The following is a 24,778-nucleotide window of genomic DNA, read 5'->3' as shown; positions in this document are numbered from 1 at the left end:
ACTTCCATCAGCTGCGCCGCGCCCTTGGGCTCCCACAGGTGCTCCTGCGCCCTCGTCAGCTGCACGCGCACCGGCTGGCCGATGGCACGGGAGAGCAGCAGCGCATCGCCGCACACATCATCGGCGCAGTTGCGGCCATAGCAGCCGGCCGCCTGATAGCGGCGGATCTCGATGGCCTCCGGCGGCAGATCCACCAGCACGGCCAGATCACCGCGCAGCATGTGCGGGTTCTGCGTGCCGGACCAGACCACCGGCTGCCCCTCCGCCCAGTCGGCAATGGCGCAGGACGGGCCGATGGAGCCGTGCTCGTGATAGGGCCAGACATAGGTGCGCTGGCGCGCCACATCGCATTCGCCAATGCCACGGGCAAAGTTGCCGGTCTGGTCCAGCGGGCGGGGCGTGGAGGGATGGTCCTTCAGCGTCTGGCGCAGGTTGCCCATGTCCGGCAGCTCCGGCGGCATGCGCCAGTGCACCGGCAGAGCCTCTGCGATCGCCCCGGCCTGATCGGCGCGCTGCGCCACCACGGCCAGAAAATCCGCATCCCGCACGATGGCGATGAAGCCCGGCATGCCCCGCACGGCGGCTTCGTCATAGCTGATAAGGCTGTGGCCGATGAAATCGCCGCTGTCGCGCCCGGCATAGGGCGGGCGGATGACATGGCCATGCACCATGCCGGGCACATCCACATCGTGGATATAGGGATGCTGGCCGCGCAGCTTCTCCGGCAGGTCACGCCGCCCGGTCTTCTGGCCGACGATGCGGTACTCCGCCGGGGCCTTGACTGTGGCGCTGCGATCCAGCGGCAGGTCGAGGCTCAGACCCTCCAGAAGCTGGGCATAGGTGAGGCTCTTGCCCTGCCAGTGGGCGAGTCCTGCCTCAAGCCGCAGCTCATCCGCCGGGGCGTTGAAGCGGCGGGCGGCCTCGGCAGCCAGAACCGCACGGGCCTGCGCGGCGGCAAGGCGCAAGGGGATGGCGGCCACCTGAATGGTTTCGGAGGCAATCGTCGGCCCCTGATCCGGCGTCAGCGCCGTGTCGCCCAGCACCATGCGCACGGAGCCGAGCGGCAGATCCAGCTCTTCGGCAACGATCTGCGCCAGCGCCGTCTCGATGCCGGTGCCAAGATCCACATGGCCGTTGAAGCCGGTGGCGCTGCCGTCTGCTGCAAGATGCAGATAGACGGCGCGGCCATTGGGCCGGTCCTCGTGAATGACAAGGGCAGGGGAGGCGGGGCTCATGATGCGCCTCCGCGCATGAGTTCGGCGGCGCGCTCAATCGAGGCGATGATTTCCAGATGGGTGCCGCAGCGGCACAGGTTATGGCGCAGGGCGGCGCGGATTTCCTCGCGTGAGGGGGAAGGATTGTCTGCCAGAAGGGCGGTCGCGGTCATCACCATGCCATTGAGGCAATAGCCGCACTGCGCGCCCTCACACTCCAGAAAACCCTGCTGCACGGGGGAAAGGGCGCCGGTTTCAGCATCGGCGAGGCCTTCCAGCGTGGTGATTTCGCAACCTGCGGCGCGGGAGGCGCGCAGCACGCAGGCGCGGGCTGGCCTGCCATCCACCAGCACGGTACAAGCCCCGCACTGGGCCATGCCGCAGCCATACTTCACCCCCGTCAGCTTCAGCTCGCTGCGCAGGATGTCGAGAAGCGTGCGGTCTTCCGGATGCGGCAGCACATGGCGTGCGCCGTTCACGGTCAGGCAGAACGTGTCAGTCATTGTACCCTCTGGATCGCTCTCTCGGGGGAGCGTTGAGGTCAGTTGAGCAAAAAAATTGTATGTATGCAAATGAATTTTTACGGGATGATACTTATTTCTGCGCAAACGCTGTGCAGAAGGAGGATTTGCCTAATATGCAGCCTGCCTGCGCAAGGCATCAGCACTGACACTCATGCGAAACTGCAACCTTTGCCGCGAAACTCGTGATAAGGCAGATTCAAACAAAAAGCACCGGCGGGGAGAGAGCGGGCTGATGACAGCATCCGGAAATGACAAGGCCTATGTGCTGGACGAGCAGGCGGGATTCCTGCTGCGTCTTGCCTATCAACGGCACATGGCGATTTTCTCCGAGCGGATGACCGGGGGGCTGACGGCGACGCAGTTTTCCACCCTGTTCCGCCTGCGTGAGGTGCGCGGGCCGGTGTCGCAGAATGCGCTGGGGCGGATGGCGGGCATGGATGCGGCGACGACCAAGGGGGTTGTTTCCCGCCTGATGGCGCGCGGACTGATCCGGCTGGAAAAGGACGGCGAGGACAAGCGCCGCCATCTGCTGTCCACCACGGAGGCAGGCCGGAAGCTGCTGGACGAGATTGTGCCGCAGATGCGCGGCATCACCGAGGCAACGCTTGCCCCGCTTTCGCCGCAGGAGCAGGAAACATTCCTGGCTTTGCTGAAGCGGCTGATTTAATTATTCAATTGAATAATATGAGCGTATAAGTCAGCAATCCAACGCCCTCATGTGGGGCTTGGTGGGCACCAGACATGAGGACAGCCGCGTGGCGGAAACCAGTCAGACACCTCCGGCAGATGCAAAGGCAAAGCCGGGCTCAGGTCCGGGTTCTGGCCCGGGTTCTGGCCCGGGATCTGGCAAGCGGGCAAAGCCGCGCGGGCCGGGACGTCCGGCACGGGGTGAGCAGGCCGGTGCTGCGCCGGATCTGAAGGATCAGATCCTGGACCATGCGGAGCTGGCCTTTGCCGAAGCGGGCTTTGAGGGGGCGAATCTGCGCGATATTGCGGCACGTGCCGGGGTCAATCAGGGGCTGATCCGCTATTACTTCGGCTCCAAGGTGGATCTGTTCGACGAGTGTTTCCGCCGCAGGGGCGGGGTGCTGGCCGGGCACCGGCATGTCAATCTGGACCGGCTGCTGGAATTGACCGAAACGCCCACGGTGGAAGATGTGGTCTTTGCCTATCTGAAGCCCCAGTGGGACATGAAATATTCCGGGCCCAACGGTGCTGCTTTTGTCGCCATGCAGGCCAGGCTCCATGCCGAGCCGGAAGAGCATGCGCTGCGTCTGCGCCGCGAGGTCTATGACGCTTCGGTCAAGCGCTACATCGCGGTTCTTTCCCGCATCCTGCCGCATGTGCCGAAGGATATCATCAGCGTGCGCATGGCCTTCCTCGTCGGCGCATATCTCTTCATGCTCAATGACTTGGGCCGGATTGGCGACCTGACGGAAGGCCACCTCACGGCCTTCGGCAAGGACGAGATGCTCGACCATCTGGTCCGCTTCCTCTCGGCCGGACTGCGCGCACCGCTGTGATTGGGCGGGGGTTTCCCTCCCCCACTCTCCAAGGGCGCATTGTTTACTTGGGACGCACGGAAGAGGATTGGGTCTTCGTTTTGCCGCAGCGCCCTCTCCCCCTTGAGGGGGAGAGGAGTTGGAGCCGACTGGCAGTCCGCTGTAAACACTGCCCCGCCAGGGGGGCTGAAAGGCCGTGCTGCTGCGGCCAGATTGCGTGCGATCCTCTGGCTTTTTTCACCTCTGCTGAATGATGATGCAGCGCAATATGGCGGCAAGATGAAAAAATGGGCTTGTTATTATTCAAATGAATAATTAACGTGGCTTCCAGTGAATGGAGGGAGCCACAGGCATGAAGACCTACCGTATCGGGCAGATCGTCCCGAGCTCGAATGTGACGATGGAAACGGAAATCCCGGCGCTGCTGCGCATGCGGGAGCAGATCGCGCCGGAGCGCTTCACCTTCCACTCTTCCCGCATGCGCATGAAGCACGTGACCAAGGAAGAGCTGGCGGCGATGGATGCAGACAGCGATCGTTGCGCTCTGGAGCTTTCCGACGCCCGCGTTGATGTGATGGGCTACGCCTGCCTCGTGGCGATCATGGCCATGGGCCTTGGCTATCACTGCCAGAGCCAGACCCGCCTGCATGGCGTGACGGTTGAGAACGGCAATGCAGCGCCTGTCGTCACCTCTGCCGGGGCGCTGGTTGAGGGCCTGCGGGCCATCGGCGCGAAAAGAATCGCGCTGGTTGCTCCTTACATGAAGCCGCTGACGGAGCTGGTCGTTGCCTATATCCGCAATGAAGGCATCGAGGTGAGCGACTGGCGGGCGCTGGAAATCCCGGACAATCTGGCCGTTGCCGCCCATGACCCGATGAACCTGCCGGGCATCGTCAAAGGCATGAAGACCGATGACGTGGATGCGGTGGTTCTGTCCGCCTGTGTGCAGATGCCCTCGCTGCCGGCCGTGCCCATGGCGGAAGCCATCACCGGCAAGCCGGTGCTGACGGCGGCTATCGCCACCACCTGGCAGATGCTGAAGGCGCTGGATCTCGACACCCGCGTTCCCGGCGGCGGCACACTGCTGTCTGGCGCATACTGAGGAGGCGGATGATGGCACGCGGCTACAACGTTCACGCCAATGGCATCCGTCACCATCTGGTGCATCACGCAGGCAATGGGCCTTCGCTGCTGCTCATTCCGGGCATCACCTCGCCGGCGGTGACCTGGGGCTTCGTGGCCGAGCGCCTGACTGAGGCCTTCGATGTGCATGTGCTGGACGTGCGCGGCCGCGGCCTCAGCGAGGCAGGGGCGCTCGACTATTCGCTCGATGCCATGGCGGAAGATGCGATTGCGGTGGCGGAAGCTGCCGGTCTCGGCAAGCCGGTGGTGCTGGGCCATTCCATGGGCGCCCGCACGGCCATCCGCGCCGCCCGCAAGGCGCCGGAGGCCTTCTCCGGTCTGGTGCTGGTGGATCCGCCGGTCTCCGGACCCGGACGGCGCGCTTACCCTTCCGCCTGGAACTGGTATGAGGATTCCATCCTCATGGCGCAGAAGGGCTGTTCTGGCGAGGACATGCGCCGCTTCTGCCCAACCTGGACGGACGAACAGAATGCGCTGCGGGCCGAGTGGCTGCACACCTGCCAGCTCGACGCAATCCGCACCGCCTATGACGGCTTCCACACGGATGACATTCACGCCGACCTGCCGCATCTGCGCCTTCCCATGCGCCTTGTGGTGGCGGGTGGAGCTGCGGTGATCGGCAAGGAGGATATCGCGGAGATCTGCCAGCTTTCGCCGGGCATCGAGGTGATGATCGTCGAAAAGGCCGGGCACATGATCCCTTGGGACGATCTGGAGGGCTTCCTCTCCGCTGTCATGGATTTCAGGGCTTGATAAGCCCGTGCGGCGTTTGAGCAGTTTCAAGGCCGGATGCGCCAGCATCGCAAGGCCTTGAGATGAACCTGCGCCCAAGAGATAAGAAGAGGACACAGCACATGGACCACGCCAGCTTTACCGAGATCTGCCTGCATCAGCTGAAGATGTCGGGCGTGCATGAGGGCGAGAAGCTCATCGTCCTGACGCAGGGCAGTGACCGGCTTGATTATGCCGATGCCTTCATGGCCGCAGGCCAGCGTCTTGGCGCGCTGATGTATCACATGCGCCTGCCCGCACCGCTGCCGATGAGCGGCTGGAACGTCGGCGTCACCGGCCTTGCCGCCATGCCCGATGCGGTGGAAGCGCTGAAGGCCTGCGACATGCTGATCGACTGCGTGTTCCTGCTGTTCTCGCCCGAGCAGATGGCCATTCAGGCCGCCGGCACGCGCATTCTCACCGCCGTGGAGCCGCCGGAGCTGCTGGCGCGCATGCTGCCGACGAAGGAAATCCGCGAGAAGGTGGAAATCGCCGGGGAAATGCTGGCCAAGGCGAAAGTCATGCGCATCACCTCGCCCCATGGCACGGATGTGACCTACAAGCTGAACACCTATCCCACGGTGACGGAATATGCCTGCACCGACGAGCCGGGCCGCTGGGACCACTGGCCCTCCGGCTTCGTCTTCACGGGCGGGGATGATGACGGTGTGGACGGGCAGATCGTAGTGGCGCCGGGCGACATCCTGCTGCCGCAGAACATCTATGTGCGCGAGCCCATCATCTACACCATCGAAAAGGGCTTCGTGCGCGACATTCGCGGCGGCCTCGATGCGGAGCTGGTGAAGTCCTACATGGACGACTTCAACGATCCGCGCGGCATGGGCATGAGCCATGTGGGCTGGGGCATGAACCCCCATGCCAAGTGGCACAACATGGTGCCGGGCGTCTTCCCCGGCGGCATGGGCATGGAGCCGCGCAGCTTCTACGGCAACGTCATGTTCTCCACCGGCCCGAACAACGAGCTGGGCGGACCGAACGACACCGCCTGCCACCTCGACATTCCGATGCGCGGCTGCTCGCTGTTCCTTGATGACGAGCCGGTGGTGATCGATGGCGACATCGTCGTCAAGGAAATCCAGATGGCACGGGCCTGACCGGGCTCCAACTCCTCTCCCCCTAGAGGGGAGATGCCCCCGGCAGGGGGCAGAGGGGGTAACGGACTGTCCGCTTGTGAGAGAGGACCTGCTTTTTGAAATGCTGCATACCCTCCTCTGTCTGCTGACGCAGACATCTCCCCTCAAGGGGGGAAGGGGGCTGAGGCAAGAGGTGAGGCCGCAGTTTTTGAGCTGCGGGAAGCGTCCAGCCGAAGGGGGCAAGGACATGACACAGCAGGAAGAAACATATCAGGCCGCCGGGTTTGGCCAGCCGGTGCCGCGTGGCACGAGGCCTGCCGTTCTGGTGGTCGATTTCACCTACGGCTTCACCGACACCGCCTATCCGACGGCGGCGGACATGAGCGCGCAGATGGCTGCCACGCGGCGGCTGACGGATCTCGCCCGTGCCAAGGGCTTTCCGGTCATCTACACGACGATTGCCTATCATCCCGGCGAGATTGCCCTGCTGCCCTGGCTGCGCAAGGCAACCGGCATGGCTGCCCTTCTGGAAGGCAGCCGCCTGGTGGAGATTGACGCGGCAACGGGCATTCAGCCGCAGGATCCGGTGATCACCAAGAAGGGCGCATCCGCCTTTCATGGCACGGGACTTGCTGGCTTGCTTACGGGTGCGGGCGTGGACACGCTGGTCGTCACCGGTGCCACCACATCGGGCTGCGTGCGCGCCTCCGTGGTGGATGCGGTGCAGAGCGGCTTCAACGTGCTGGTTCCGGCCGATTGCTGCGCCGACCGCGCTGCGGCCCCGCATGACGCCAACCTTTATGACATGGGCCAGAAATATGCCGACGTGACGGATGCGGCGGACATTGAAAGCTGGCTCACCGGCCTTGCGCCCTGCGGGCGCTGAGGCAGTCAACTGATGCTTCCCGGCGGACGGCCGGGGAACTTGCGGGCGCCGGCAAGCGCCCGTGCAAACCGCCGGAAACAAGGCGGATGAAAACAACCCACCAATCTCTAGAGGGAAGTCACCACATGTCGAAAGCTGCTCTATACTTGATAGGCGTGGTCGTCCTCGCCTGTTACGCCATACCCTATATGCTGCTCACCAATGTGGCGGAGTGGTATGGCTCGTTCCTGTTCTGGTGCGCCGCAGGCGTGGCCGTCATCGTTCTCAACATTCTGGCAACTGCCAGCTTCGAGGAGGACGAGGCATGAGCGTTTCCCTTGTCGTCTGGGGACTGGTGATCTACGTCCTCGCCTCCTTCGCGGTGGCCTATATCTCGCGCTCGGGCGAGTCTGCCAGCATGTCCGAGTATTTCATCGGCGGACGCTCCATGGGCGGCGTGCTGTCGGCGCTGAGCTACTCGGCCACCACCTATTCCGCCTTCATGATGATCGGCCTTGCCGGTCTCACCTTCAAGGGCGGCGTCGGCGCTCTCGGCTTCGAGATCGTCTATTTCGCCGGTGTGTCACTCGTTGCCATCTTCGGCCCGCGCTTCTGGGCGGTCGGCAAGAAATACGGCTTCGTGACGCCCTATGAAATGCTGGGCACGCGTTATGGCAGCCGCTGGGTGGCCGTGGCCGCCGGTCTCGTCAGCCTCGTGTTCCTCATCCCCTATTCGGCAGTGCAGCTGTCGGGCGTGGGCTATCTGCTGTCCGGCATGACCGGCGGCGGCATTCCCTTCCTGTGGGGCGTGGTCATTTCCACGGTGCTGGCCATCATCTTCTCCTATGTGGCCGGTATCCGCTCGGTGATGTGGACCGACAGCCTGCAGGCGCTGATGATGATCGTTGCGTCTGTGCTGGTCTGCGCTCTGGTGCTGATCGAGCTGGGCGGCTTCTCCGGCCTCTTCGGTGCGATCAAGGCCACCAAGCCGGAGCTGCTGCAGGTGCCCGGACCGGGCCTGTTCAGCTTCACGACTTTCCTGGGGCTGACCATTCCGTGGTTCTTCTTCGCCATCTCCAACCCGCAGGTGAGCCAGCGCCTCTACATGCCGGCTTCTCTGAAGGCGCTGCGCCGCATGCTGGTGATCTTCCTGTGCTTCGGCTTCGTCTACACGGTCGTGTCGGTGCTGTGGGGCTTCTCCGCCTTCGTCGCCTTCCCGGACCTTGAGAAGGGCGATCTTGCCACCTCTGCGCTTCTGGCCTCGGACTTCGTGCCGCCGGTGCTGGGTGTCATGGTCATGATCGGCATTCTGGCCGCTGCCGTCTCCACCATCGACTCGATCCTGCTCACCCTGTCGTCGGTCTTTGCCCGCGATGTGTGGAGCAACGTGACGGGCGGGGCGAGTGACGAGCGCCAGCTCTTCATCGGCAAGCTGATCATCCCGTTCATCTCTGTCGTCTCGCTGGTCTTTGCGGCGATGGAATTCTCGATGATCGCCATCCTCTCGGTGGCAGCTTCCGTCGGCCTGCTGGTCACGGTTCCGGCCATCATCGGCGCCTTCTTCTGGCGGCGCGGCACGGCAGCCGGTGCGCTGGTCTCCATCCTCGGCGGCGTTGCCTTCGTGGTGTGGATGTACCTGACCGGCAACAAGCTGTTCGGCCTCAACGCCGGCGTGCTGGCCCTGCCGGTCTCGACGGTGCTGTTCATCGCCGTCAGCCTCGTGACCAAGCCCAACACGAAGGCCGCAGACGAATTCGTGGAAGCGTCCGTCTCCTACAAGAAGGGCAAGCTGCCGCAGGGCATGCCGGCTCCGGCGGAATAAGCACGCGCTACCTGCGCCAAAAGAAGGGCGGTCCCGGCATCCGGGGCCGCCTTTTGTCTTTGCCCTGCGCCACCAGGCGGTTAAATATCGGAGCCCCGGCAATCCCCGGTGGCGCGGCTGACATGATGCGGGCGGATTTACCGCCGTTAATGCGTTTCTTTCACATGGCAGCAGGCCCGCCCACCTGCCTTGCGGGGTAAGCGAATGGCCGGGCAAGTTAATGGATGAGGCATGAGTTTCCGGATCTTTCCGCAGCGGTCTAGTGAGGAGCGCAAGCTCGACATACGCAGTGCCATGGTTGCCTGCGGGGTTTTCGCCTTCATCGCTGCTGCCGGCATCGCGGCGTTTCTTGTGATGCCTGCAGGAGGGGACTGGTGGGCCTCGTTCCGCTGGCTGTTCCTGCTGGCAGGTGTGCTCTCCTTCTTCCTGACGCTGCAAAGCCTGTTCGAACTGGTGGTTGCCGCGACACTCGGACCCGAGCGCGCCTTTGCCCTTGTTGCCGTTCTGGCGGGCCTTGCTGCCCTTTGCGCATGGCTCGCGGCCTGATTGAGGCCCGACTGAAGCCCGGTTCAGGCCACTCCGGTGGCCGCGCCGGTTCTGGCCGGGGCCCTGACTGCGACGCGTGGGCTGCCGTGAGAACGGGCTCCACCGGCGGCTTAAGCTTCCGTTAACCTAATAATTCTTGCAGAATCGGCGGGGCTGGGGCATTTCTGACGGTATTGAGGTCGCGCTCGAATGCGAAACCGTCAGGAGATCGAGATGCTCGCAGGCGAGATGGATAGCGCCAAGGACACAACCGCCAAGATCGGTGACTTCACGCAGCGGCTCTCGGACAAGCTCCAGTCGATGCGTGAGATGACCTATCCGCCGGAAGCGCGCAAGTCCTATGGCCGCACGTTTTCGACGCTGGATCTGGTGCGCCTGCTGGGCATTCCCGAAAGCACCTTGCGCGCCCTGACGCTGGACGGCAAGGGGCCGCAGCCGCTGCGGGCCGAGAACAACCGGCGCATCTACACCATCGAGCAGGTGTGGGAGCTGCGCAAATATCTGGCCGAGCAGCGGCCGGACGATGCCTTGCGCCTTGTGCCGCACCGGCGCGAGGGCGAGCATCTGCAGGTCATCGCCTGCGCCAATTTCAAGGGCGGCTCCTCCAAGACCACCACCTCCGTGCATCTGGCACATTACCTTGCGCTGCAGGGTTACAGGGTGCTGTGCATCGACCTGGACCCGCAGGCCTCGTTCACCACCACCTTCGGCATTCAGCCGGACCGGGACTTGCGTTCCGGCGAGGACGAGGACGAGCGCACCGACACGGCCTATGACGCGCTGCGCTACGACAACAACCGGGTGCCGCTGAGGGACGTCGTCCGCAAGACCTATTTCCCCGGCATTGATCTGGTGCCGGGCAATCTGCGTCTGATGGACTTTGAATATGACACGCCGAACGCGCTGGTGAACCGCACCACGGACGAGCTCGGCCTGTTCTTCCAGCGCCTCGACGCAGCCATCCGCACGGTGGAGGATGACTATGATCTGGTCATTCTCGATACACCGCCCTCGCTCGGCTACACCACGCTCGCCTCGCTCTATGCGGCAACCGGGCTGATCATCACCGTGCATCCGGCCATGCTGGATATCTCTTCCTGCGCGCAGTTCCTGAAGATGATTGCCGATGTGACGGCGACCCTCTCGGAAGGCGGAGCGCGGTTCGAGCATGATTTCGTCAAGTTCCTGATGACGCGGGTAAACCCGAACGATGCCCCGCAGAAGATCATGGCCGGCACCATGCGCAGCCTGTTCGGCAAGGATGTGCTGGTGGCCGAAGCCGTGGAATCCACCGCCGTGGCCTCGGCTGGCGTTGCCAAGAAGTCGCTTTACGAGGTCGAGCCCGGCGAGGTCGGGCGCGAGCCACTGAAGCGCGCTCTGGAAAGCGCCGATCAGGTGAACGGCGAAATTCTGGACCTGATCAAGTCCGTATGGAGGCGGCAGGGATGAAGAAATCCATCGTCAAGATGATGGCGGAAGCGGCCAAGGCGGCTGAAGCCCAGAAAGCGGCGGACGCGGCAGCGCCTGCCGCCCAGCCTGTTTCAGAACCCCAGCCCGCGGCGCATTCTTCCCCTGCGGCCGCGCCCGCAGCCGAGGGGCACGGATGGTGGCCCCTGTCGTCAGCTCCATGGGCCGCGCCCTGTCGCAGCTGAAGGAAGACAGCATCGTTGCGCTGGACCCGGGCAAGATCGACCCTTCCCCTTCCGCGACCGTTTTGCCGCCGATGAGGAAGCGGCAGAAGCTCTGGAGGAGCTGAAGCTTTCGATCTCTTCCGAAGGGCAGAAGATTCCGGTTCTGGTGCGCCCGCACCCCACGGCGGATGGGCGCTATCAGCTGGCCTATGGCCATCGCCGTCTGGCCGCCGTTCTGGCGCTGATGCAGGAGAGCAGCCGTCCGGAGGCAGTGAAGATCCGCGCCTATGTGCGCCCGCTGTCCGACATGGACCTGATCCGCGAACAGTCGCTGGAGAACGGCGTCCGCGAGAACCTGACCTGGATCGAACAGGCGCTGTGGGCACAGCAGCTGAAAGAGGCGGGCTTCAAGCAGCGCGACATGCAGCCCGTGCTGGGCGTGACCGAATCCACCGTTTCCACCCTGCTGAAGGTTGCGGCCAGCGTGCCGGAGGACATTGTTCTGGCGATCGGCCGGGCGCGCAATGTCGGCCGGCCGGCCTGGACGGCCTTTGCCAAGCTGTTTGACGACGCCAAGGCTGCCCCGCGCATCCGGGCCGTTCTGGACGCCAAGGCCTTTCTTGCAGGCGATGCGCCTGCGCGCATGGCCCTTGCGGCCAAGGCGGCACGCGGCAAGGCCGGCGAAAAGGCGGCGGGCAAGTCCGGCGAAGAAGAGATCCGCTCCGGCAAGCGCCTTCTGGGCAAGCTGAAGACCGGATCCTCCGGCGTGACGCTGACCATTCCGAAGCAGGAAGCTGCCTTTGGCACCTGGCTCGGCGGGCAGCTGGAGCGGCTTTACGCGGAGTTTGAAAAGGACACTGACAGCGGTCAGCGGTGAATCTGTTCCGAACTTATCCCCGCCCGGCAAGGCGGTGGTAGAAAGGAGACAGAGGCATCAAATCAGGGAAAGGAGCAGGAATGACGCAACAGACCAAATGAAAAGGGATCATCTGGCGGCAACCAGATGATCCCCGATTTCACGGTCGAATGGGACTTCGCCCACACGAAACCTTGCACACATTTCTTGTAGGCGAAAAGCGAATCACGTTCAAGACCCGCTCTTGAGCGCACAAGCACTTTTGTGCCCGTTTCCCCCGTTCCGGCCTCCATCTTGTTCACCGTCCGAGCGTCACGCTCGTGGCGGATGGAGGATTTCATGTCCACCACATCGATCGCCACCTTTCGCAAGGTGACGCCAGGCATTCTTGCGTCCGCAGTCCTGTCACAGCAAGAAGAGCGCCCGCTCGTGACCAAGCAGGACCTGTCCCTCGTGCTCAAGCGCGTGGCGCCTGCGCTTGGCATTGATGGCACATCCTATCACGTGCTCGACATCCTGCTGGGCCTTGTCCAGGCGGAAGATTTCAAGGCTGGCCGCAGGCCTGTGGTCGCCATCTCCAACCAGCGCCTGTCCGAATACACGAGCCGCCATCCGCGCACGGTGATCCGCTGCCTGAAGCGCCTTGTGGAAGCCGGAATCCTTGCCTACCGCGACAGCCCCACGGGCCGGCGCTATGTGCAGAAGGATAACGCTTCTGGCCATATCGAGGCCTATGGACTGGATTTCACGCCGGCCTGCGTCAATCTGGAGAGCTTCCGTGCGGCCGCCGACGCGTTTCAGGCGCAGATCAAGGCCGATCAGGCAGCCCGCCGCGAGCTGACCCGCCTTGCCCGTGCCATCGCCGATCTGAATGAAGCCTGTGAGGGCCTTGAGGGCTTCAAGGCCTGCGCGCAAACCCTCCTTGAGGAACGGCACACGCTTCTGGGCGGAAGGCTGGAGCGTATGCGCGCGCTCTATCAGGATGCTTTGGACTCAGCCGCTTTCGATAACGCGTCTTTTTCTCAAAATATGTCATCCACGGGTGACATTCCTGTCACTTCCTTATCTATTACAAACCATCCCGACTCTTCAAAAAGTAACGTCAAACGGACTCGCCCTAACGGGCGAGAACAGCAAACCTATGCTGACAACGGCTGCGCCGTTGAAATGGCTCTTGAAAAAGAGCCTTGCGGCGATCCTGCCCGTGAGCAACCAAAACTGCGGCAAGCGGCAAGGCCTCAGGGGGCGGGGTCTAACGGGGCAGGGCGGGGCGCCTCTCATCATGGTCTGCTCGATGACGTGTCGGCAGGCCTCGTTGAAAGCGCTTGTTCTGAGCTTCAGGCGGTGATCAGCCACAAACTCACCTCCTGGCCCGCAATCTGCGAGGCGGCAGAAGAGATCCGGGTGCTGATTGGCGTCAGCCCCTCGGCCTATGCGCAAGCTGTCGAGCAGCAGGGCCGCTATGTCGCGGCCGCCTGCCTTGCGGTGGTGGCGGAAAAGGCGCTGCGCGATCCGGAACAGATTTCCCGGCCCGGCGGCTATTTCCGTGCCATGATCGAGCGCGCCGGCGAAGGCCGCCTGCATCTGGCCCGCTCGCTGTTCGGGCTTGCCGCGGACAGGCGGTCGTGATGGGCGTCCTTCAGAGGCCGAAGAGGCAATGTCTGGCAGATTTGCGGGCGGTGTGGTAGCTTGTACACACATCAACACAGGAGCGCACACCGTGACTGCCAGCACCACGATGACAATCCGGATCAGTCCCGAGGTGAAGCAACAGCTGGACCGGATTGCGGTTGATACCCGGCGCAGCAAGTCATTTCTGGCTGCTGAGGCCATTGCAGCCTATGTCGAGCGTGAGCTTAAGATCATCGACGGCATCAAGCAGGGCATGGACGATGCGGCCGCTGGCCGGGTTGTCCCGCATGATCAGGCGATGGCCGAACTCTATGCGGTGATCAACGGCGCGGAAGACAAGTGAAGCGGCCTGTCGTGTGGGCGCGCGCAGCGCTAGATGACATCCGGGAACAGATCGCGTTCATTGCCAAGGACAATCAACTTGCGGCGCGGCTGGTGGCTGACCGGCTGCGCGACACGGGTGAGGCCCTTGGCGTGATTGCGACCGGCCGGCCTGGCCGGGTCACCGGCACTTACGAGAAGTCTGTCACTCGTCTGCCTTATATCATTTCCTATGAGCTGCGGCTGATCGGCAGCCTTGAGAACGTTGTTATCTTGCGCGTCATACACACGTCGCGGGACTGGCCGGGTTCGGGCGGGAATTGATCTGTGAAGGCACGAAGATACAAAAACGGCAGGCCCGTGGTGAGGCCTGCCGTCTGGTGATGCTGGTTGTGTGTGCTCAGCCTCAGAATGTGGCGGAGAGCGACAGGTAGAAGGTGCGGCCGGGCTCGTTGTAGGTGTTGGCCCCGGCGTTGTTGCCGCTGCCTTCCCGGAACTGGCGCTTGTCGAAGATGTTGTTCACACCGGCGTTCATGCGGAAGTGGTCGTTCAGCTCATACTTCATGCCTGCGTTGACCAGCGTATAGGCGCCCCGCGCTTCCGGGTTTGTCACTGCGCCGCCGGTTGTTGCGGTCAGCGTCGGAGACTCTGTCTTGCCATAGTGCGTGGCGGAGAGGATCAGCGTCAGCTTTTCCGTCGCGGCCCAGTCCAGCGAGGTGTTGATCGTGTATTCAGGGATGAGCGACAGGGGCTGATTGTTCCGCTTGTCCTTGGACTCGATCATGTAGGTGGCGTTGGTGCTCCAGGTCAGGTCCTGCATCACCGGCACGGCGAGGTTGCCTTCAAGGCCCTGCACCACGGCTTCCGGCACATTGTACCAGCGGAAATACTGGGCCCGGCCCGAGCGTCCTTCCGGCACGATGCCGGAGGCAATGCGGTCCTTGTAGTCATTGTGGAAATAGGTGATGCCGGCATTCCAGCCGTTGTCATCATTGTAGTTGATGCCGACTTCCTTGTTGATGGCGATTTCCGGGTTGAGGTCCGGATTGCCGATCACAAAGCAGCCGCTTCCCAGGTTGGGGAAGTCGATGGGGCAGCCGTTACCACGCGTGAAATACACGTAGTTCGGGTTGAGCTGATACAGGTTCGGCGCCTTGAAGGCACGGGCGATACCGGCCTTCAGGGAGATGTTCGGCGTCAGCATGTAGGTGGTGTTGAGGCTGGGGCTCCAGTTGCCGCCGAAGGAGCTGTGATGATCGAAGCGGATGCCGGGCGTGAGGGTCCAGTCTTCGGTGATTTCGATGTTGTCCTCCAGCATCACGCCGAACATCTGTGCGTTCACATTCGGGTCGCGCAAGGCGGGGTTGGAGGCCGTGCCGGGAATGGTGGCGCCGTTCAGCCCTTGGGTGATCGAAACCGGATCATCCATCCACTCGCCGCGGAACTCGGCGCCTGCCGTCAGCATCTGCTCGAAGCCAAGGTTTAGCGGCAGGTTCCACTCGCTTTTGGCGGTGACATTGTCGAGCGTGATCGTGCCCCAGGTGGCGTCCGGCAGGATGGCGCCTTCCACCCGCCCGGCCGGACCTTCCGAAAGGCGGCGGTTGAGCGTGCGCTCCCACTGGACATAGCTGCTGGACTTGCCGAAGTCATAGTCGCCGAAATGGGTCAGCGACACCGTCCGGCGGGTCATCGAATTGGTCTCGGTGCCGAACAGGCCATTCTTGACGCTGTCGTCGATCGTCCCAAGCTGGCTGTCCCCGGCAAAGAGATTGCCCTGCCGGCTGTAGGCAGCCTCCAGATCGAAGCGGTGGTCATCGCGCGGCGTGAAGGACAGAAGGCCGCGCACATCCTTGTTGATGACGCCCTCGCGTCCGGCTGCCGGGCTGCCGCCGTCGATGGTTTCGGCAGCGTTGATATCCTGATCATCCGGCTCGGTCCGCGCATAGCCGGCATTGAGGCGGAAGGAGAGCCAGTCGAGGATCGGGCCACCCACGGTCACATTGGTGCGCAGGGTGCTGCCTTCTTCGGAATGCTGCGGCAGGGCGAAGTAGGTGTTGACGGATCCGCTCATCTTGTCCGGGCGCTTGGTGATGATGTTCACCACGCCGCCTGCCGCGCCAGAGCCGTAACGCGCTGCGGCAGGACCCCGGATCACCTCAATGCGCTCGATCATCTCGGCCGGCACCCAGTTGGTATCGCCACGCGTGTCGCGCTCGCCTGCACGGCCCATGCGCACGGCATTGCGCGACAGCACCGGCTTGCCATCAATGAGGATCAGCGTGTTTTCCGGGCCCATGCCGCGCAGTTCGATCTGGCGCTGGTTGCCGCGCTGGCCCGACGATGTGGTGCCGGTCAGGTTTGCACCCGGCATCTTGCGCAGGATTTCCGACAGGTCATTGGCAACCGGCGTGCGCTCCAGATCGGTGCTGCTGATGACGGAGACGCCCGGCGCCTGCTTCAGCTGCTCTTCCGCCGAGAGGACGATCTTGTCGAGGGATGTGGTGTCTGCCGCCTCCTGCGCCTGCGCGAAAGATGCCTGCATCAGCACCAGACCCAGAGCGCTTGCCCGCAGCAGGTGGTCTTTCAGCACCCGTGCCCCGGCTTGCGGTGCCGTCTGCCCGAAGGCGCCCTTAATGATCATACGCATGCTTCACCCCAATACATGAATTTTGACGTCATATTTTCTATGGGGCGCTCCGGGTCAATCCCGCAGAATTAGAAGCCTTCCAATTTGCTCTGATGGCAAATCACCCTGTGGCCGGTCCTTCACCGGCTTGCCTGAGTGCAGGCGGCATGGAGGACAAAAGCAAACGGCGCACCGGAGTTGTTTCTCCGGTGCGCTGCTGTTGTGGCTCAGGCCGTGACGGCTGGCTTCGTTCAGGCGGCCTTCAGCAGATCGCCATGCGGGTCCAGCACGAATTTCGTTGCGGCACCCTGATCGAAGGTCTCGTAGCCCTGTACGGCCTCATCCAGCGGAATGATCTTGGCATTCACGATATCGGCAATCGGCAGCCGGTCATGGAGAATGGCCTGCATCAGCTGGCGGTTATACTTCAGCACCGGCGTCTGGCCCGTGTGGAAGGACTGCGCCTTCGCCCAGCCGAGCCCGAAGCGCAGGGAAAGGCTGCCCTGCTTTGCCGCTTCATCCACCGCGCCCGGATCTTCCGTCACATAAAGCCCCGGAATGCCGATGGAACCGGCGGCCCGGGTGATCTCCATCATCTGGTTGAGAACGATGGCGGGCTGCTCGCCGCCGGCATGGCCTCTGGCCTCAAAGCCCACGGCATCAATGGCGCTGTCCACCTCGTTGGTGCCAATCACCTGGGCGATCATGTCTCCCAGCCGGTCGCTGGCGGACAGGTCGATCGGCTCAAAGCCCATCTTGGCCGCATGGGCCAGACGGTCCTTGTTGAAGTCACCGATCATCACCACGGCAGCGCCGAGGATGTGGGCGGAGGCGGCGGCGGCAAGGCCAACCGGACCGGCACCGGCCACATAGACCGTCGAGCCCACGCCGACGCCTGCGCGCACCGCGCCATGGAAGCCGGTTGGCAGAATGTCGGACAGCATGGTCAGATCGCGGATCTTCGCCATGGCCTGATCGCGGTCCGGGAACTTCAACAGGTTGAAATCGGCATAAGGAACAGTGACATAGCGTGCTTGTCCGCCGATCCAGCCGCCCATGTCCACATAGCCATAGGCACCGCCCGCACGCGAGGGGTTGACGGTCAGGCAGACGCCCGTGTCCTGCGATTTGCAGCAGCGGCAGCGCCCGCAGGCGACGTTGAACGGCACGGACACGATGTCACCAATGTCGAGCATCTCGACGTCTAAGCCCTTTTCAATGACCTGACCCGTGATTTCGTGGCCCAGCACCAGCCCCGGCATGGCCGTCGTCCGGCCGCGGACCATGTGCTGGTCAGAACCGCAGATGTTGGTGGAAATGACCTTGAGGATGACACCGTGCTCGATCCGGCGCCCATCCGGCGCTTCCAGCTTCGGATCGTCGATGTCACGAACCTCCACCTTGCCCGGCCGCATGTAAACCACACCTCTGTTCTTGCTCATAATCTCTCCTCCTTATGAACCGGGCCCTCGTCCGCTCCTCCCGGAATTTCTGTAACTTACGGCTTTCTGGCACACCGCTTTGCCGGGCGGCGCTGCGCGCTTGGCTTGCAGGGTCTCCAGTCCTGCACGGCAGACGCAGAGGTGGAGCAGATCACCCGCAAGGACAGACTGATATCGAAAACACGACATCAAGATGGCCTACAGCGACGGGTTGTGGAATGGCCGGCATAAAATCGGGAGTGAGAGGGCCGAGGGCGCAGCGGCACTTACAGCTTTGCGAGATAGTCCTTGAACCGCCGTCCGCTTTGCGGGCGAAAGCTGCCGCCCGTCTCCCTGATCCCGCAGATCCGGTCCAGCCGGAAATTCCTGAAGTCTTGCCGCATCTCGCACCACGCTGTGAGGAGCCAGACGTCATCGAAGAGCGTCAGGCCAAGAGGATGAACCTGCCGCTGGCTGCTGCGCCCTCAAGGTCGAGGTAGGCAAGCTCCAGGATCCGCCGCTCGCGAATGGTCCTGCGCAGGATGCTGCTCCACTTCGCGGCATCGCCGTCACCGGGCCTGTCGCGGGTTACGGCCAGAAGCGGGAGCGTCTGGAACCTCTCTCCACCTTCGTCCCCCATGGCATTTGCGACTTTGCCAGAAACCCGCTTGGCGGCATCGCGAAGGTCTCCGGAGTCCCGGGCCATGACGAGACGCAGGCCGAGCATGATTGCCTCCATCTCGTCGGGGTCGAATTGCAGCGGCGGCAGGAAATAGCCCCGCTCCAGCTGGTAGCCGAGACCGGATTCACCCCTGACAGGTGCTCCCATCGCCTGAAGACTGGCCATGTCGCGATAAATCGTGCGCAGTGAAACGCCGAGTTTCTGTGCCAGCACCTCGGCCGGAACAGGTTGGCGCGCACTTCGCAGTTGATCCAGAAGAGCGAAAAGCCGGAGAGTTTTCATGACCCACTTTGTACCATACCCCTGACAGAAAGTGTCAGGGGGCATTGCTAGACAGAGGCGTCTTCAACCTGCACGGCGCAAGGAGCCAAAGCCCATGACCAGACAATGCATCGAAGTCGTCACTTACAAGAGCGGAGACCCGGACGAGGCCGACCGGCAACGTGAGGCCGCACGCCAGCACGTTGCAAAGTTCTCCGGCTTTGGCGGATGGTTGCCGCTCACAGGTGGCAAGGATCAGAATGACCGGGTGGATGTTGTTCTCTGGACCAGCCCCGAGGCGGCGGAGGCAGCTGCGCAAGCCGTGGGCACGTCAGAGGACTTTGCCGGCTTCAGGGCGACGATTACGGAGCTTGGCGCCATGGGCCACTATGTGGCGCCTGCCAATGGGCTTGTCTTGATGCAACCGGGCACGGGCGTCGAGATCGGGCGGTTCCGGTTGCGCCAGGGCGTTGCTGAAGAGGCAATGCGCGCGGCTTATGACAAGATGGTCGCGGACCATTTATCTCTGCAGCCCGGCTGGCTCGGACAAAGGCTGATCCGCCTGCAGGATGGCAGCTTCGTTGATGCCGCCTTCGCCACGACGCAAGCCAAGGCGCAAGACATCTGCAACGCCTGGGCCGGAAATGCCGATTGTGACGCCTTCCTGAGCATGGTTGAGCCGGTCAGCATGGAGTTCGGGGCGGTTGTTTAACCCTTGATCCCGGCGCCATTGCGCGAGCCGTGCGTTGCAGAGCGCAAGGTGTGGCTGTGGCTTTTCTTGATGCCGTGCCAAGCAAGGCGTCCGGGCTCACTCGTAACGGCACAGGGGCGGGCGTGGCTCGCCCTTGGACTGGGCCGTCGTGCCCTCGTACCAGCCTGCACCCATGGCGATGAACCGGATCTCGATGCCGAGCCAGGCATTGGGGGCAGCTTCGCCCATGACCTTCCGGGATACATCCTCGAATTTCCAGCTCGGCACGCCGCCGCCATCGCAGGTGGCTTCGCCTGCCGCATCGGCCCGGATCAACGCGCCGAAATGCTGGATCAGCAGATCGTGGCTGCGTCTGATTTCCGGCATCTGCGGGATCCCGCCACATTGCCCGCTTGTCACGGCGAAACCGGGCGGGGTGCGCAGGTTGCTCGTGGAATAGAACGTCAGCTCGCCTGAAACGAGGGACGCACTAAGGAAGCGCAGATATTCAAGCGTTACCTTCTCCCGGTCCCAGCGGCGGGACACCATCAGCGCATTCTGCAGTCCCGAGCTGTCGATATAGCAGCCGGGTGCCCCTTCCTCTGCGTAAGCGTCGATGGCGGAGAGATTCTGGGTCACTTCGGGGTCGGAAAGCCGGATCTCGCTGGTGACCGATGGCGGGCGGATCTCACAGAGTTCGGGAGCGATTACCAGCCAGTCACCGGTCTTCACTGTCTGCGGATGGTCTTGCACCTTTTGCGAATAGGCTTCGATATCGGCCGGGCTGATCCCTTGCGTGATGGCCGCTGCAATGGTGGAGGGGCCAATGGCGCAGCCTTGCGCGGCGAAGAAGCTTGCGGCCGGCTGCCCGTCTTCCGCCGCGCCAGCGCAAACCGGTGCCAGGGACAGGGATAGCGACAGGGCGGCGGCAAGTCCGGCGCAAAGCCGGGCCTTCAAGGCGCGGTGTTTCGTCATGGCTGGGTGCTCCGTGTCTTGTGTCTTATCTGGCGTCGGATCTGGCACCTACTATCTGCTGCCGGGCCTGACTTGCCACGCCGCCACGTCACACTTTTGCGCCGGTGCCTTGACGATTTTCTCCCGGCGCTCCGTCACGGCCTTTGTGGTGAGGCAGATTCCCGTGCCTTCCAGGTCTGGCAGGGGCTGGTTCTGGCTCGGGGCGGTCATTCGCAGATCCGGCTATTTCGGTTTTCCGAACCGGCCGAAATGTGTGAAAGAGAACCTTTCGGAAGACTTCAAACCATGGTCCAGCAGGCCTCTGAAGCCGCAATGAGCCAGCCAGAGCGCTCCCGGCCCGGTTAAAAGCGGACGATCCGGGTCAGTCCTGCCGAAGCCGGTATCAGAAATCGATCACGACAGATGGCGTGCTGCGCCTTGCTTCGCCGTGATAGACGGCTTCAATATTGTTGCCATCGGGATCAAGCACAAAGGCAGCGTAATAGCCAGGGTGGTATGTTCTTTCACCGGGTGCGCCGTTGTCGCGCCCGCCATTCGCCAGGGCAGCCTTGTAAAATGCGTCCACCATCATGCGGTCCCTGGCTTGAAACGCAAGATGATGCCGCCCTGTGAGGACACCAAGGGCGGCGGGGCTGTCTGCGGCGCTGACAACCAGCTCATCCGCCCAGAAATATCCCTCGTCTGTGGTCACGATGGGGACCTCCAGAACGGCAAGGACGGCTTCATAGAAGCTCTGGCTGGCTTTCAGGTCACGCACGACGAGCTGGATGTGGTCAATCAGCCGGCCGCGATGCAGTTGATTTGCTTCCATGGTCTTTCTCCAGATCCAATGCGGCCCGCGTCAGCACTGGAAGAAGTACCTCTGGGGCCTCATGCCTTGACGATTTTCTCCCGGTGCTCCGTCACGGCCTTGGTGGCGTTGCGGGTGTCGATGACAAGCTTGCTGGCGCTGACGAGGGCCTGATAGTCGATACAGTCGTGGTCTGTGGCAATGATCACCGCATCGAAGCTGCCAAGGGTCTCCGCGCTCAGCTCCACCGATTTCATGCCCATCAGCGGCTTGTGCTTGCGGGTGATGACACCCTGATCCACTGCGCGGCCTGTCTTGTCAATGAACTGCATCATCACGCCTGTGCAGGGGGCGTGTCTACATCGGATGGCCAGTCGGGCTTCAACTCCTCTCCCGCCTTGAGGGGAGAGGGGTGCTGCGGCAAAAGAACGCCCGTTCTTATCCCTCCCCACAAGGGGGAGGGATGAAATGCTGCGGCCGGATCAGGCGGCGTCCAGCTCGGCGAGGAAGGCTGCGACGCCGTTGCGCAGGTCTTCGGTGTTACCGTTGAGCTGATGCGTCAGCGTCAGCACCCGGTGGGCGGCTTCATCCGTGCGGGCGATGCTGACCTGAACGCTGCCGACGCTTTCGCCTGCGGACATGGTGCCCTGTGCGGTCGTCTGGGCCGAACGGGAGATTTCGCTGGTAGCAGAGCTCTGCTGCTCCACCGCACCGGCCACGGAGGTGACGGCCTCGCGGATGTCACCGACCACCTGGCGGATCGAGCTGATGGCCTCAACGGCGTTGCCTGTGGCAAGGCGCATGGCCTCGATCTGGCCGCCGATTTCGTCTGTCGCCTGCGATGTCTGGTTTGCGAGGGCCTTCACTTCGCTGGCCACCACGGCAAAGCCCTTTCCGGCCTCTCCTGCACGGGCGGCTTCGATGGTGGCGTTGAGGGCCAGAAGGTTGGTCTGGTTGGCGATGTCGCGGATGATGTCGATGATCGACCCGATGCGCCCCGCCGTCTCCGACAGGGAGTTGACGATGCCATGGGTGGCCCCGGCATGGCGGTCTGCCTCGCTCACCACTTCGCCGGAGCGCTGGATGAGGCCGCTGATTTCACGGATGGAGGTGAACAGTTCTTCCGCTGCGGCGGCAACCACCTGCACGCTTTCGCTGGAGGAGCTGGTCGCGGCCTTGGCGCTGTCGGCCTGCCGGGCGGATTCCTTGGCCTGGTCGGCCATGCCGCTGGCCGAGGAGGCGAGTTCTCCGGCGGCATTGCCAACCTGCGTGACGAGACCGCCCATCTTCTGCTCGAAGTCCTGAGCCAGCCGCTGCATCATCTGGCGCCGTGCGGCCTCTCTTGTCTCGCGCTCGGCCTCTTCCTGACGCATCTTTTCTTCGGCAGCAATGGCGGCCTGTTCGCGGATCTCGTCGACGGCGCGGGCGATATCGCCGATTTCGTCGCGGCGGGTGGCGCCTTCGATCTCGGCCAGTACCGTGCCGCGGGCCATGCTCTGCAAGGCGCCCGTCAGCTTCTGGATGGGATTGGAAATGCTGCGGGCGACAAGCCACATGGCAGTAATGCCGGCAAGGGCAACGGCAAGCCCCACAAGAATGCCTGTCCAGGTGTCAGAAGCAACGCGGTCGGCCATGGACTGGCTGAGGGCGGTCGCCTCCGCCATCACCACGGCCTGCGGCAGCGACAGGACGATGGCCCAGTTTGCCCCGGTGCGGCCCAGGGCGATGGGTGAATAGACCTTCATCTGCTCGGTGGCCGCGTCATAGTCGACCATGGCCGTGCCGCTGGTCATCTTGCCAAGGTTCTCCGTCCAGGTGGCGCCAAGGCTGCTGACTGAAGAGCCGATGGCACCCGGTTTTTCGCTGGAGGCAACGATCAGGCCTGCCTCCGTCACAATGGTGACGCTGCCCTTGCCGTCATAGGTGGCCTGATTGACCGTCTCGGCCAGTTTCTGCACGAAAGCGAGATCAAAATCGGCCCCGGCGACGCCGATGAACTTGCCATCCACGGTGATGGGCACCGACATGGTGGCCAGGAAGACGGACTTGCCCTGCACGATATAGGGCAGCGGGGCGAGAACGCTTTCCTGCCCGGTCTTCTGCGGGCCGAGGTACCAGCCGCCCTTCACCAGGCCGTTGGCGTGCTTGTCCGCGCTGTCATATTCGACCAGCGGCTGAACGTCGATCTTGCCCGCCGCATCGCGGGTCCAGTAGGGCAGGGCCCGGCCGGTCTTGTCGGAGCCCATGGCAGCATTGCCGGAGTATTGCGCATCGGCGCCGTCCAGCGCATTCGGCTCAATGGCCGAATAGGTGCCGTTGAAGAGTTCATTGTCTTTCAGAACGGACAGAAGAATGCCGTTGAGCTGAGCGCGGCGTTTCTCCGGCGCGGTGGCATCCGGCCCTGCTGCGGCCAGCACCTCGATGGATTTTGCCATGCCGCGGGCGGCCATGAAGGCGGACGTGACCTCACTGCGGATAACTTCCGCCTTGGAGCCGGCCACCTGCAACAGGCCATGCCGGGAGCTCTCATTCAGAAGGCTGTCGATCCGGGCAGCGGTTTCCGCATTGCTCATCTTGCTCGAATATAAATTTGCCCCGACAAGTACACCGGTCGCAGCCAACAGGCAGGCTGTCGACAGAACCACTATCCGGGTCTTCAAGGAATGAATCTTCATAATTGCTCCGATCCGTCAGCACTTGCTTTAAATGACGTAGGAGAAACTTATGAAAATGCGCAATTAACAGGGTATTAAGTCGCATACTCAAACGGAGGTATTTCGTAGTTCTGCGGTATATACATTATGATAATAGTGGAAATGCTTATACGATTTTCGAGTTGATATGCGTTTTTGTTGAAGTTTAGGCGCGAATATTTCCCGTTTTCGGAGGTGTTTTGGAGGCTTGGCAACCGTCGAGGGTGCGGGGGCTTTCAGAGGAAAATGACTGACGCCCTCGCGGAGCCCGCGCATACTGTTCCTGGCAAGGGCTGCCCGCCGCACATTGGCACGGGCGGCGATCCGTTCGTGCCGGGTTCAAACAGGTGCATGCCTGAGAACCCGGCCTCGAACCTGCGGCTCTCTGTCGCTCACACCGCCTGCCAGGTCAGTTCCTGCGGCTCGCGGAAGGCAAAGCGGACGAAGTGGCTGCCGACCACATCCTCCAGCCGGTCGAGCGCGGCGGTGTCTGCGGCTGTCACGTCCATTGTCAGGCGTGTGCCTTCGGCCTTCAGCGTGCACACACCCATCGGAAAGGTGATCTTGCCTTGTTCCGCGTCGAATTCGGCCGGGATCTTGTGCTGGAAATGCTTGCAGAGCTGCTGCAGGTAGCGGCTTGCCTTTTCGGTTTCCACCACGCAGCGGCGGGTGGACAGGGGGTGTTTTCAGTCGTCATCAGCTTTGCTCCGTGGCAAGG

At 62.9% G+C, this 24,778-nt stretch carries 28 protein-coding genes and 1 pseudogene; 16 read left to right on the top strand and 13 right to left on the bottom strand.

The window, feature by feature from the left end; genetic code table 11:
* Positions 1-8 precede the first annotated feature (8 nt).
* A pseudogene (locus ACQB61_RS21690) lies at positions 9-1,235 on the bottom strand (molybdopterin cofactor-binding domain-containing protein); the annotation flags it as partial.
* Complete coding sequence (locus ACQB61_RS21685; protein WP_430514514.1) at positions 1,232-1,717, bottom strand: (2Fe-2S)-binding protein; 486 nt, start codon at positions 1,715-1,717, stop codon at positions 1,232-1,234. The gene ACQB61_RS21685 and the pseudogene ACQB61_RS21690, both read right to left, overlap by 4 nt.
* Before the next feature lie 253 nt (positions 1,718-1,970).
* Between ACQB61_RS21685 and ACQB61_RS21680 the strand changes: the two genes are divergently transcribed.
* The 12 genes from ACQB61_RS21680 (at position 1,971) to repB (ending at position 11,989) form a co-directional block, all read left to right on the top strand.
* Positions 1,971-2,405, top strand: a complete 435-nt coding sequence (locus ACQB61_RS21680; protein WP_430514513.1) for a MarR family winged helix-turn-helix transcriptional regulator — start codon at positions 1,971-1,973, stop codon at positions 2,403-2,405.
* Between the two features lie 88 nt (positions 2,406-2,493).
* Positions 2,494-3,261: a TetR/AcrR family transcriptional regulator gene (locus ACQB61_RS21675; protein WP_430514512.1), complete on the top strand. Its 768-nt coding sequence runs from the start codon at positions 2,494-2,496 to the stop codon at positions 3,259-3,261.
* A gap of 379 nt (positions 3,262-3,640) precedes the next feature.
* A complete protein-coding gene (locus tag ACQB61_RS21670; protein ID WP_430514624.1) occupies positions 3,641-4,342 on the top strand; it encodes a maleate cis-trans isomerase family protein in 702 nt (233 codons plus the stop codon).
* 11 nt (positions 4,343-4,353) lie between these two features.
* Complete coding sequence (locus tag ACQB61_RS21665; protein WP_430514511.1) at positions 4,354-5,136, top strand: alpha/beta fold hydrolase; 783 nt, start codon at positions 4,354-4,356, stop codon at positions 5,134-5,136.
* Between the two features lie 101 nt (positions 5,137-5,237).
* Entirely contained in the window at positions 5,238-6,269 is a 1,032-nt protein-coding gene (locus ACQB61_RS21660) for a leucyl aminopeptidase (protein WP_430514510.1), read from the top strand.
* 226 nt (positions 6,270-6,495) lie between these two features.
* Positions 6,496-7,134: an isochorismatase family protein gene (locus ACQB61_RS21655; RefSeq protein WP_430514509.1), complete on the top strand. Its 639-nt coding sequence runs from the start codon at positions 6,496-6,498 to the stop codon at positions 7,132-7,134.
* Between the two features lie 125 nt (positions 7,135-7,259).
* Positions 7,260-7,442, top strand: coding sequence for a hypothetical protein (locus ACQB61_RS21650; protein ID WP_430514508.1), 183 nt, complete (start codon positions 7,260-7,262; stop codon positions 7,440-7,442).
* On the top strand, positions 7,439-8,935 hold the full coding sequence (locus ACQB61_RS21645) for a sodium:solute symporter family protein (RefSeq protein ID WP_430514507.1): 1,497 nt from the start codon (positions 7,439-7,441) through the stop codon (positions 8,933-8,935). Before ACQB61_RS21650 ends, ACQB61_RS21645 begins: the two co-directional genes overlap by 4 nt.
* A 231-nt stretch (positions 8,936-9,166) precedes the next feature.
* Positions 9,167-9,481: a hypothetical protein gene (locus ACQB61_RS21640; protein WP_430514506.1), complete on the top strand. Its 315-nt coding sequence runs from the start codon at positions 9,167-9,169 to the stop codon at positions 9,479-9,481.
* A 189-nt stretch (positions 9,482-9,670) separates the two neighbouring features.
* The gene (gene repA, locus ACQB61_RS21635) at positions 9,671-10,930 is read left to right on the top strand and encodes a plasmid partitioning protein RepA (RefSeq protein ID WP_430514505.1); all 1,260 of its coding nucleotides are present in this window, start codon (positions 9,671-9,673) and stop codon (positions 10,928-10,930) included.
* A gap of 154 nt (positions 10,931-11,084) precedes the next feature.
* A complete protein-coding gene (locus ACQB61_RS21630) occupies positions 11,085-11,237 on the top strand; it encodes a hypothetical protein (RefSeq protein ID WP_430514504.1) in 153 nt (50 codons plus the stop codon).
* A complete protein-coding gene (gene repB / locus ACQB61_RS21625; RefSeq protein WP_430514623.1) occupies positions 11,225-11,989 on the top strand; it encodes a plasmid partitioning protein RepB in 765 nt (254 codons plus the stop codon). The genes ACQB61_RS21630 and repB overlap by 13 nt, the downstream gene beginning before the upstream one ends.
* A 62-nt stretch (positions 11,990-12,051) precedes the next feature.
* Here the strand turns inward: repB and ACQB61_RS21620 are convergent, their stop codons facing one another.
* Positions 12,052-12,309, bottom strand: a complete 258-nt coding sequence (locus ACQB61_RS21620) for a hypothetical protein (RefSeq protein WP_430514503.1) — start codon at positions 12,307-12,309, stop codon at positions 12,052-12,054.
* Between ACQB61_RS21620 and repC the strand changes: the two genes are divergently transcribed.
* The 3 genes from repC to ACQB61_RS21605 all read left to right on the top strand — a co-directional run bounded on the left by repC (position 12,308) and on the right by ACQB61_RS21605 (position 14,245).
* On the top strand, positions 12,308-13,597 hold the full coding sequence (gene repC / locus ACQB61_RS21615; RefSeq protein WP_430514502.1) for a plasmid replication protein RepC: 1,290 nt from the start codon (positions 12,308-12,310) through the stop codon (positions 13,595-13,597). The genes ACQB61_RS21620 and repC overlap by 2 nt on opposite strands.
* Before the next feature lie 91 nt (positions 13,598-13,688).
* Positions 13,689-13,943 carry a CopG family ribbon-helix-helix protein gene (locus tag ACQB61_RS21610; protein ID WP_050475473.1) on the top strand — a complete coding sequence of 85 codons (255 nt, stop codon included), beginning with the start codon at positions 13,689-13,691 and terminating at the stop codon, positions 13,941-13,943.
* Positions 13,940-14,245, top strand: a complete 306-nt coding sequence (locus ACQB61_RS21605) for a type II toxin-antitoxin system RelE/ParE family toxin (protein ID WP_430514501.1) — start codon at positions 13,940-13,942, stop codon at positions 14,243-14,245. The genes ACQB61_RS21610 and ACQB61_RS21605 overlap by 4 nt, the downstream gene beginning before the upstream one ends.
* Before the next feature lie 82 nt (positions 14,246-14,327).
* Here ACQB61_RS21605 and ACQB61_RS21600 read toward each other — a convergent pair whose 3' ends face one another.
* From ACQB61_RS21600 to ACQB61_RS21585, 4 genes are all read right to left on the bottom strand, one after another.
* Positions 14,328-16,568 (bottom strand): FepA family TonB-dependent siderophore receptor, encoded by a 2,241-nt coding sequence (locus ACQB61_RS21600; RefSeq protein ID WP_430514500.1) that lies wholly within the window; start codon positions 16,566-16,568, stop codon positions 14,328-14,330.
* Between the two features lie 230 nt (positions 16,569-16,798).
* The gene (fdhA, locus tag ACQB61_RS21595) at positions 16,799-17,989 is read right to left on the bottom strand and encodes a formaldehyde dehydrogenase, glutathione-independent (RefSeq protein ID WP_430514499.1); all 1,191 of its coding nucleotides are present in this window, start codon (positions 17,987-17,989) and stop codon (positions 16,799-16,801) included.
* A gap of 266 nt (positions 17,990-18,255) precedes the next feature.
* Entirely contained in the window at positions 18,256-18,417 is a 162-nt protein-coding gene (locus ACQB61_RS21590; RefSeq protein ID WP_430514622.1) for a WYL domain-containing protein, read from the bottom strand.
* Complete coding sequence (locus ACQB61_RS21585; RefSeq protein ID WP_430514498.1) at positions 18,414-18,932, bottom strand: helix-turn-helix transcriptional regulator; 519 nt, start codon at positions 18,930-18,932, stop codon at positions 18,414-18,416. Before ACQB61_RS21585 ends, ACQB61_RS21590 begins: the two co-directional genes overlap by 4 nt.
* Before the next feature lie 94 nt (positions 18,933-19,026).
* Between ACQB61_RS21585 and ACQB61_RS21580 the strand changes: the two genes are divergently transcribed.
* Positions 19,027-19,623 carry a hypothetical protein gene (locus ACQB61_RS21580; RefSeq protein ID WP_430514497.1) on the top strand — a complete coding sequence of 199 codons (597 nt, stop codon included), beginning with the start codon at positions 19,027-19,029 and terminating at the stop codon, positions 19,621-19,623.
* A gap of 96 nt (positions 19,624-19,719) precedes the next feature.
* On the opposite strand, the gene ACQB61_RS21575 is transcribed toward ACQB61_RS21580, so the two are convergent.
* The 6 genes from ACQB61_RS21575 to ACQB61_RS21550 all read right to left on the bottom strand — a co-directional run bounded on the left by ACQB61_RS21575 (position 19,720) and on the right by ACQB61_RS21550 (position 24,716).
* Entirely contained in the window at positions 19,720-20,577 is an 858-nt protein-coding gene (locus tag ACQB61_RS21575; protein WP_430514496.1) for a hypothetical protein, read from the bottom strand.
* Positions 20,578-20,799: 222 nt separating this feature from the next.
* Entirely contained in the window at positions 20,800-20,967 is a 168-nt protein-coding gene (locus ACQB61_RS21570) for a DUF4260 family protein (protein WP_430514621.1), read from the bottom strand.
* A complete protein-coding gene (locus tag ACQB61_RS21565; RefSeq protein ID WP_430514495.1) occupies positions 20,960-21,388 on the bottom strand; it encodes a VOC family protein in 429 nt (142 codons plus the stop codon). Before ACQB61_RS21565 ends, ACQB61_RS21570 begins: the two co-directional genes overlap by 8 nt.
* 59 nt (positions 21,389-21,447) lie before the next feature.
* Complete coding sequence (locus ACQB61_RS21560; RefSeq protein WP_430514494.1) at positions 21,448-21,702, bottom strand: hypothetical protein; 255 nt, start codon at positions 21,700-21,702, stop codon at positions 21,448-21,450.
* 147 nt (positions 21,703-21,849) lie between these two features.
* Positions 21,850-24,042, bottom strand: coding sequence for a methyl-accepting chemotaxis protein (locus ACQB61_RS21555; protein ID WP_430514493.1), 2,193 nt, complete (start codon positions 24,040-24,042; stop codon positions 21,850-21,852).
* A 410-nt stretch (positions 24,043-24,452) separates the two neighbouring features.
* Complete coding sequence (locus ACQB61_RS21550; protein WP_430514492.1) at positions 24,453-24,716, bottom strand: DUF2218 domain-containing protein; 264 nt, start codon at positions 24,714-24,716, stop codon at positions 24,453-24,455.
* Positions 24,717-24,778 lie beyond the last annotated feature (62 nt).

It is taken from the genome of Pannonibacter phragmitetus, from assembly GCF_050510895.1.
In the GTDB taxonomy this organism is placed as follows: Bacteria; Pseudomonadota; Alphaproteobacteria; order Rhizobiales; family Stappiaceae; genus Pannonibacter; species Pannonibacter phragmitetus_B.
The sequence above is the reverse complement of the archived record's forward strand: the minus strand, read 5'-3'. Positions and strand labels throughout refer to the sequence as shown.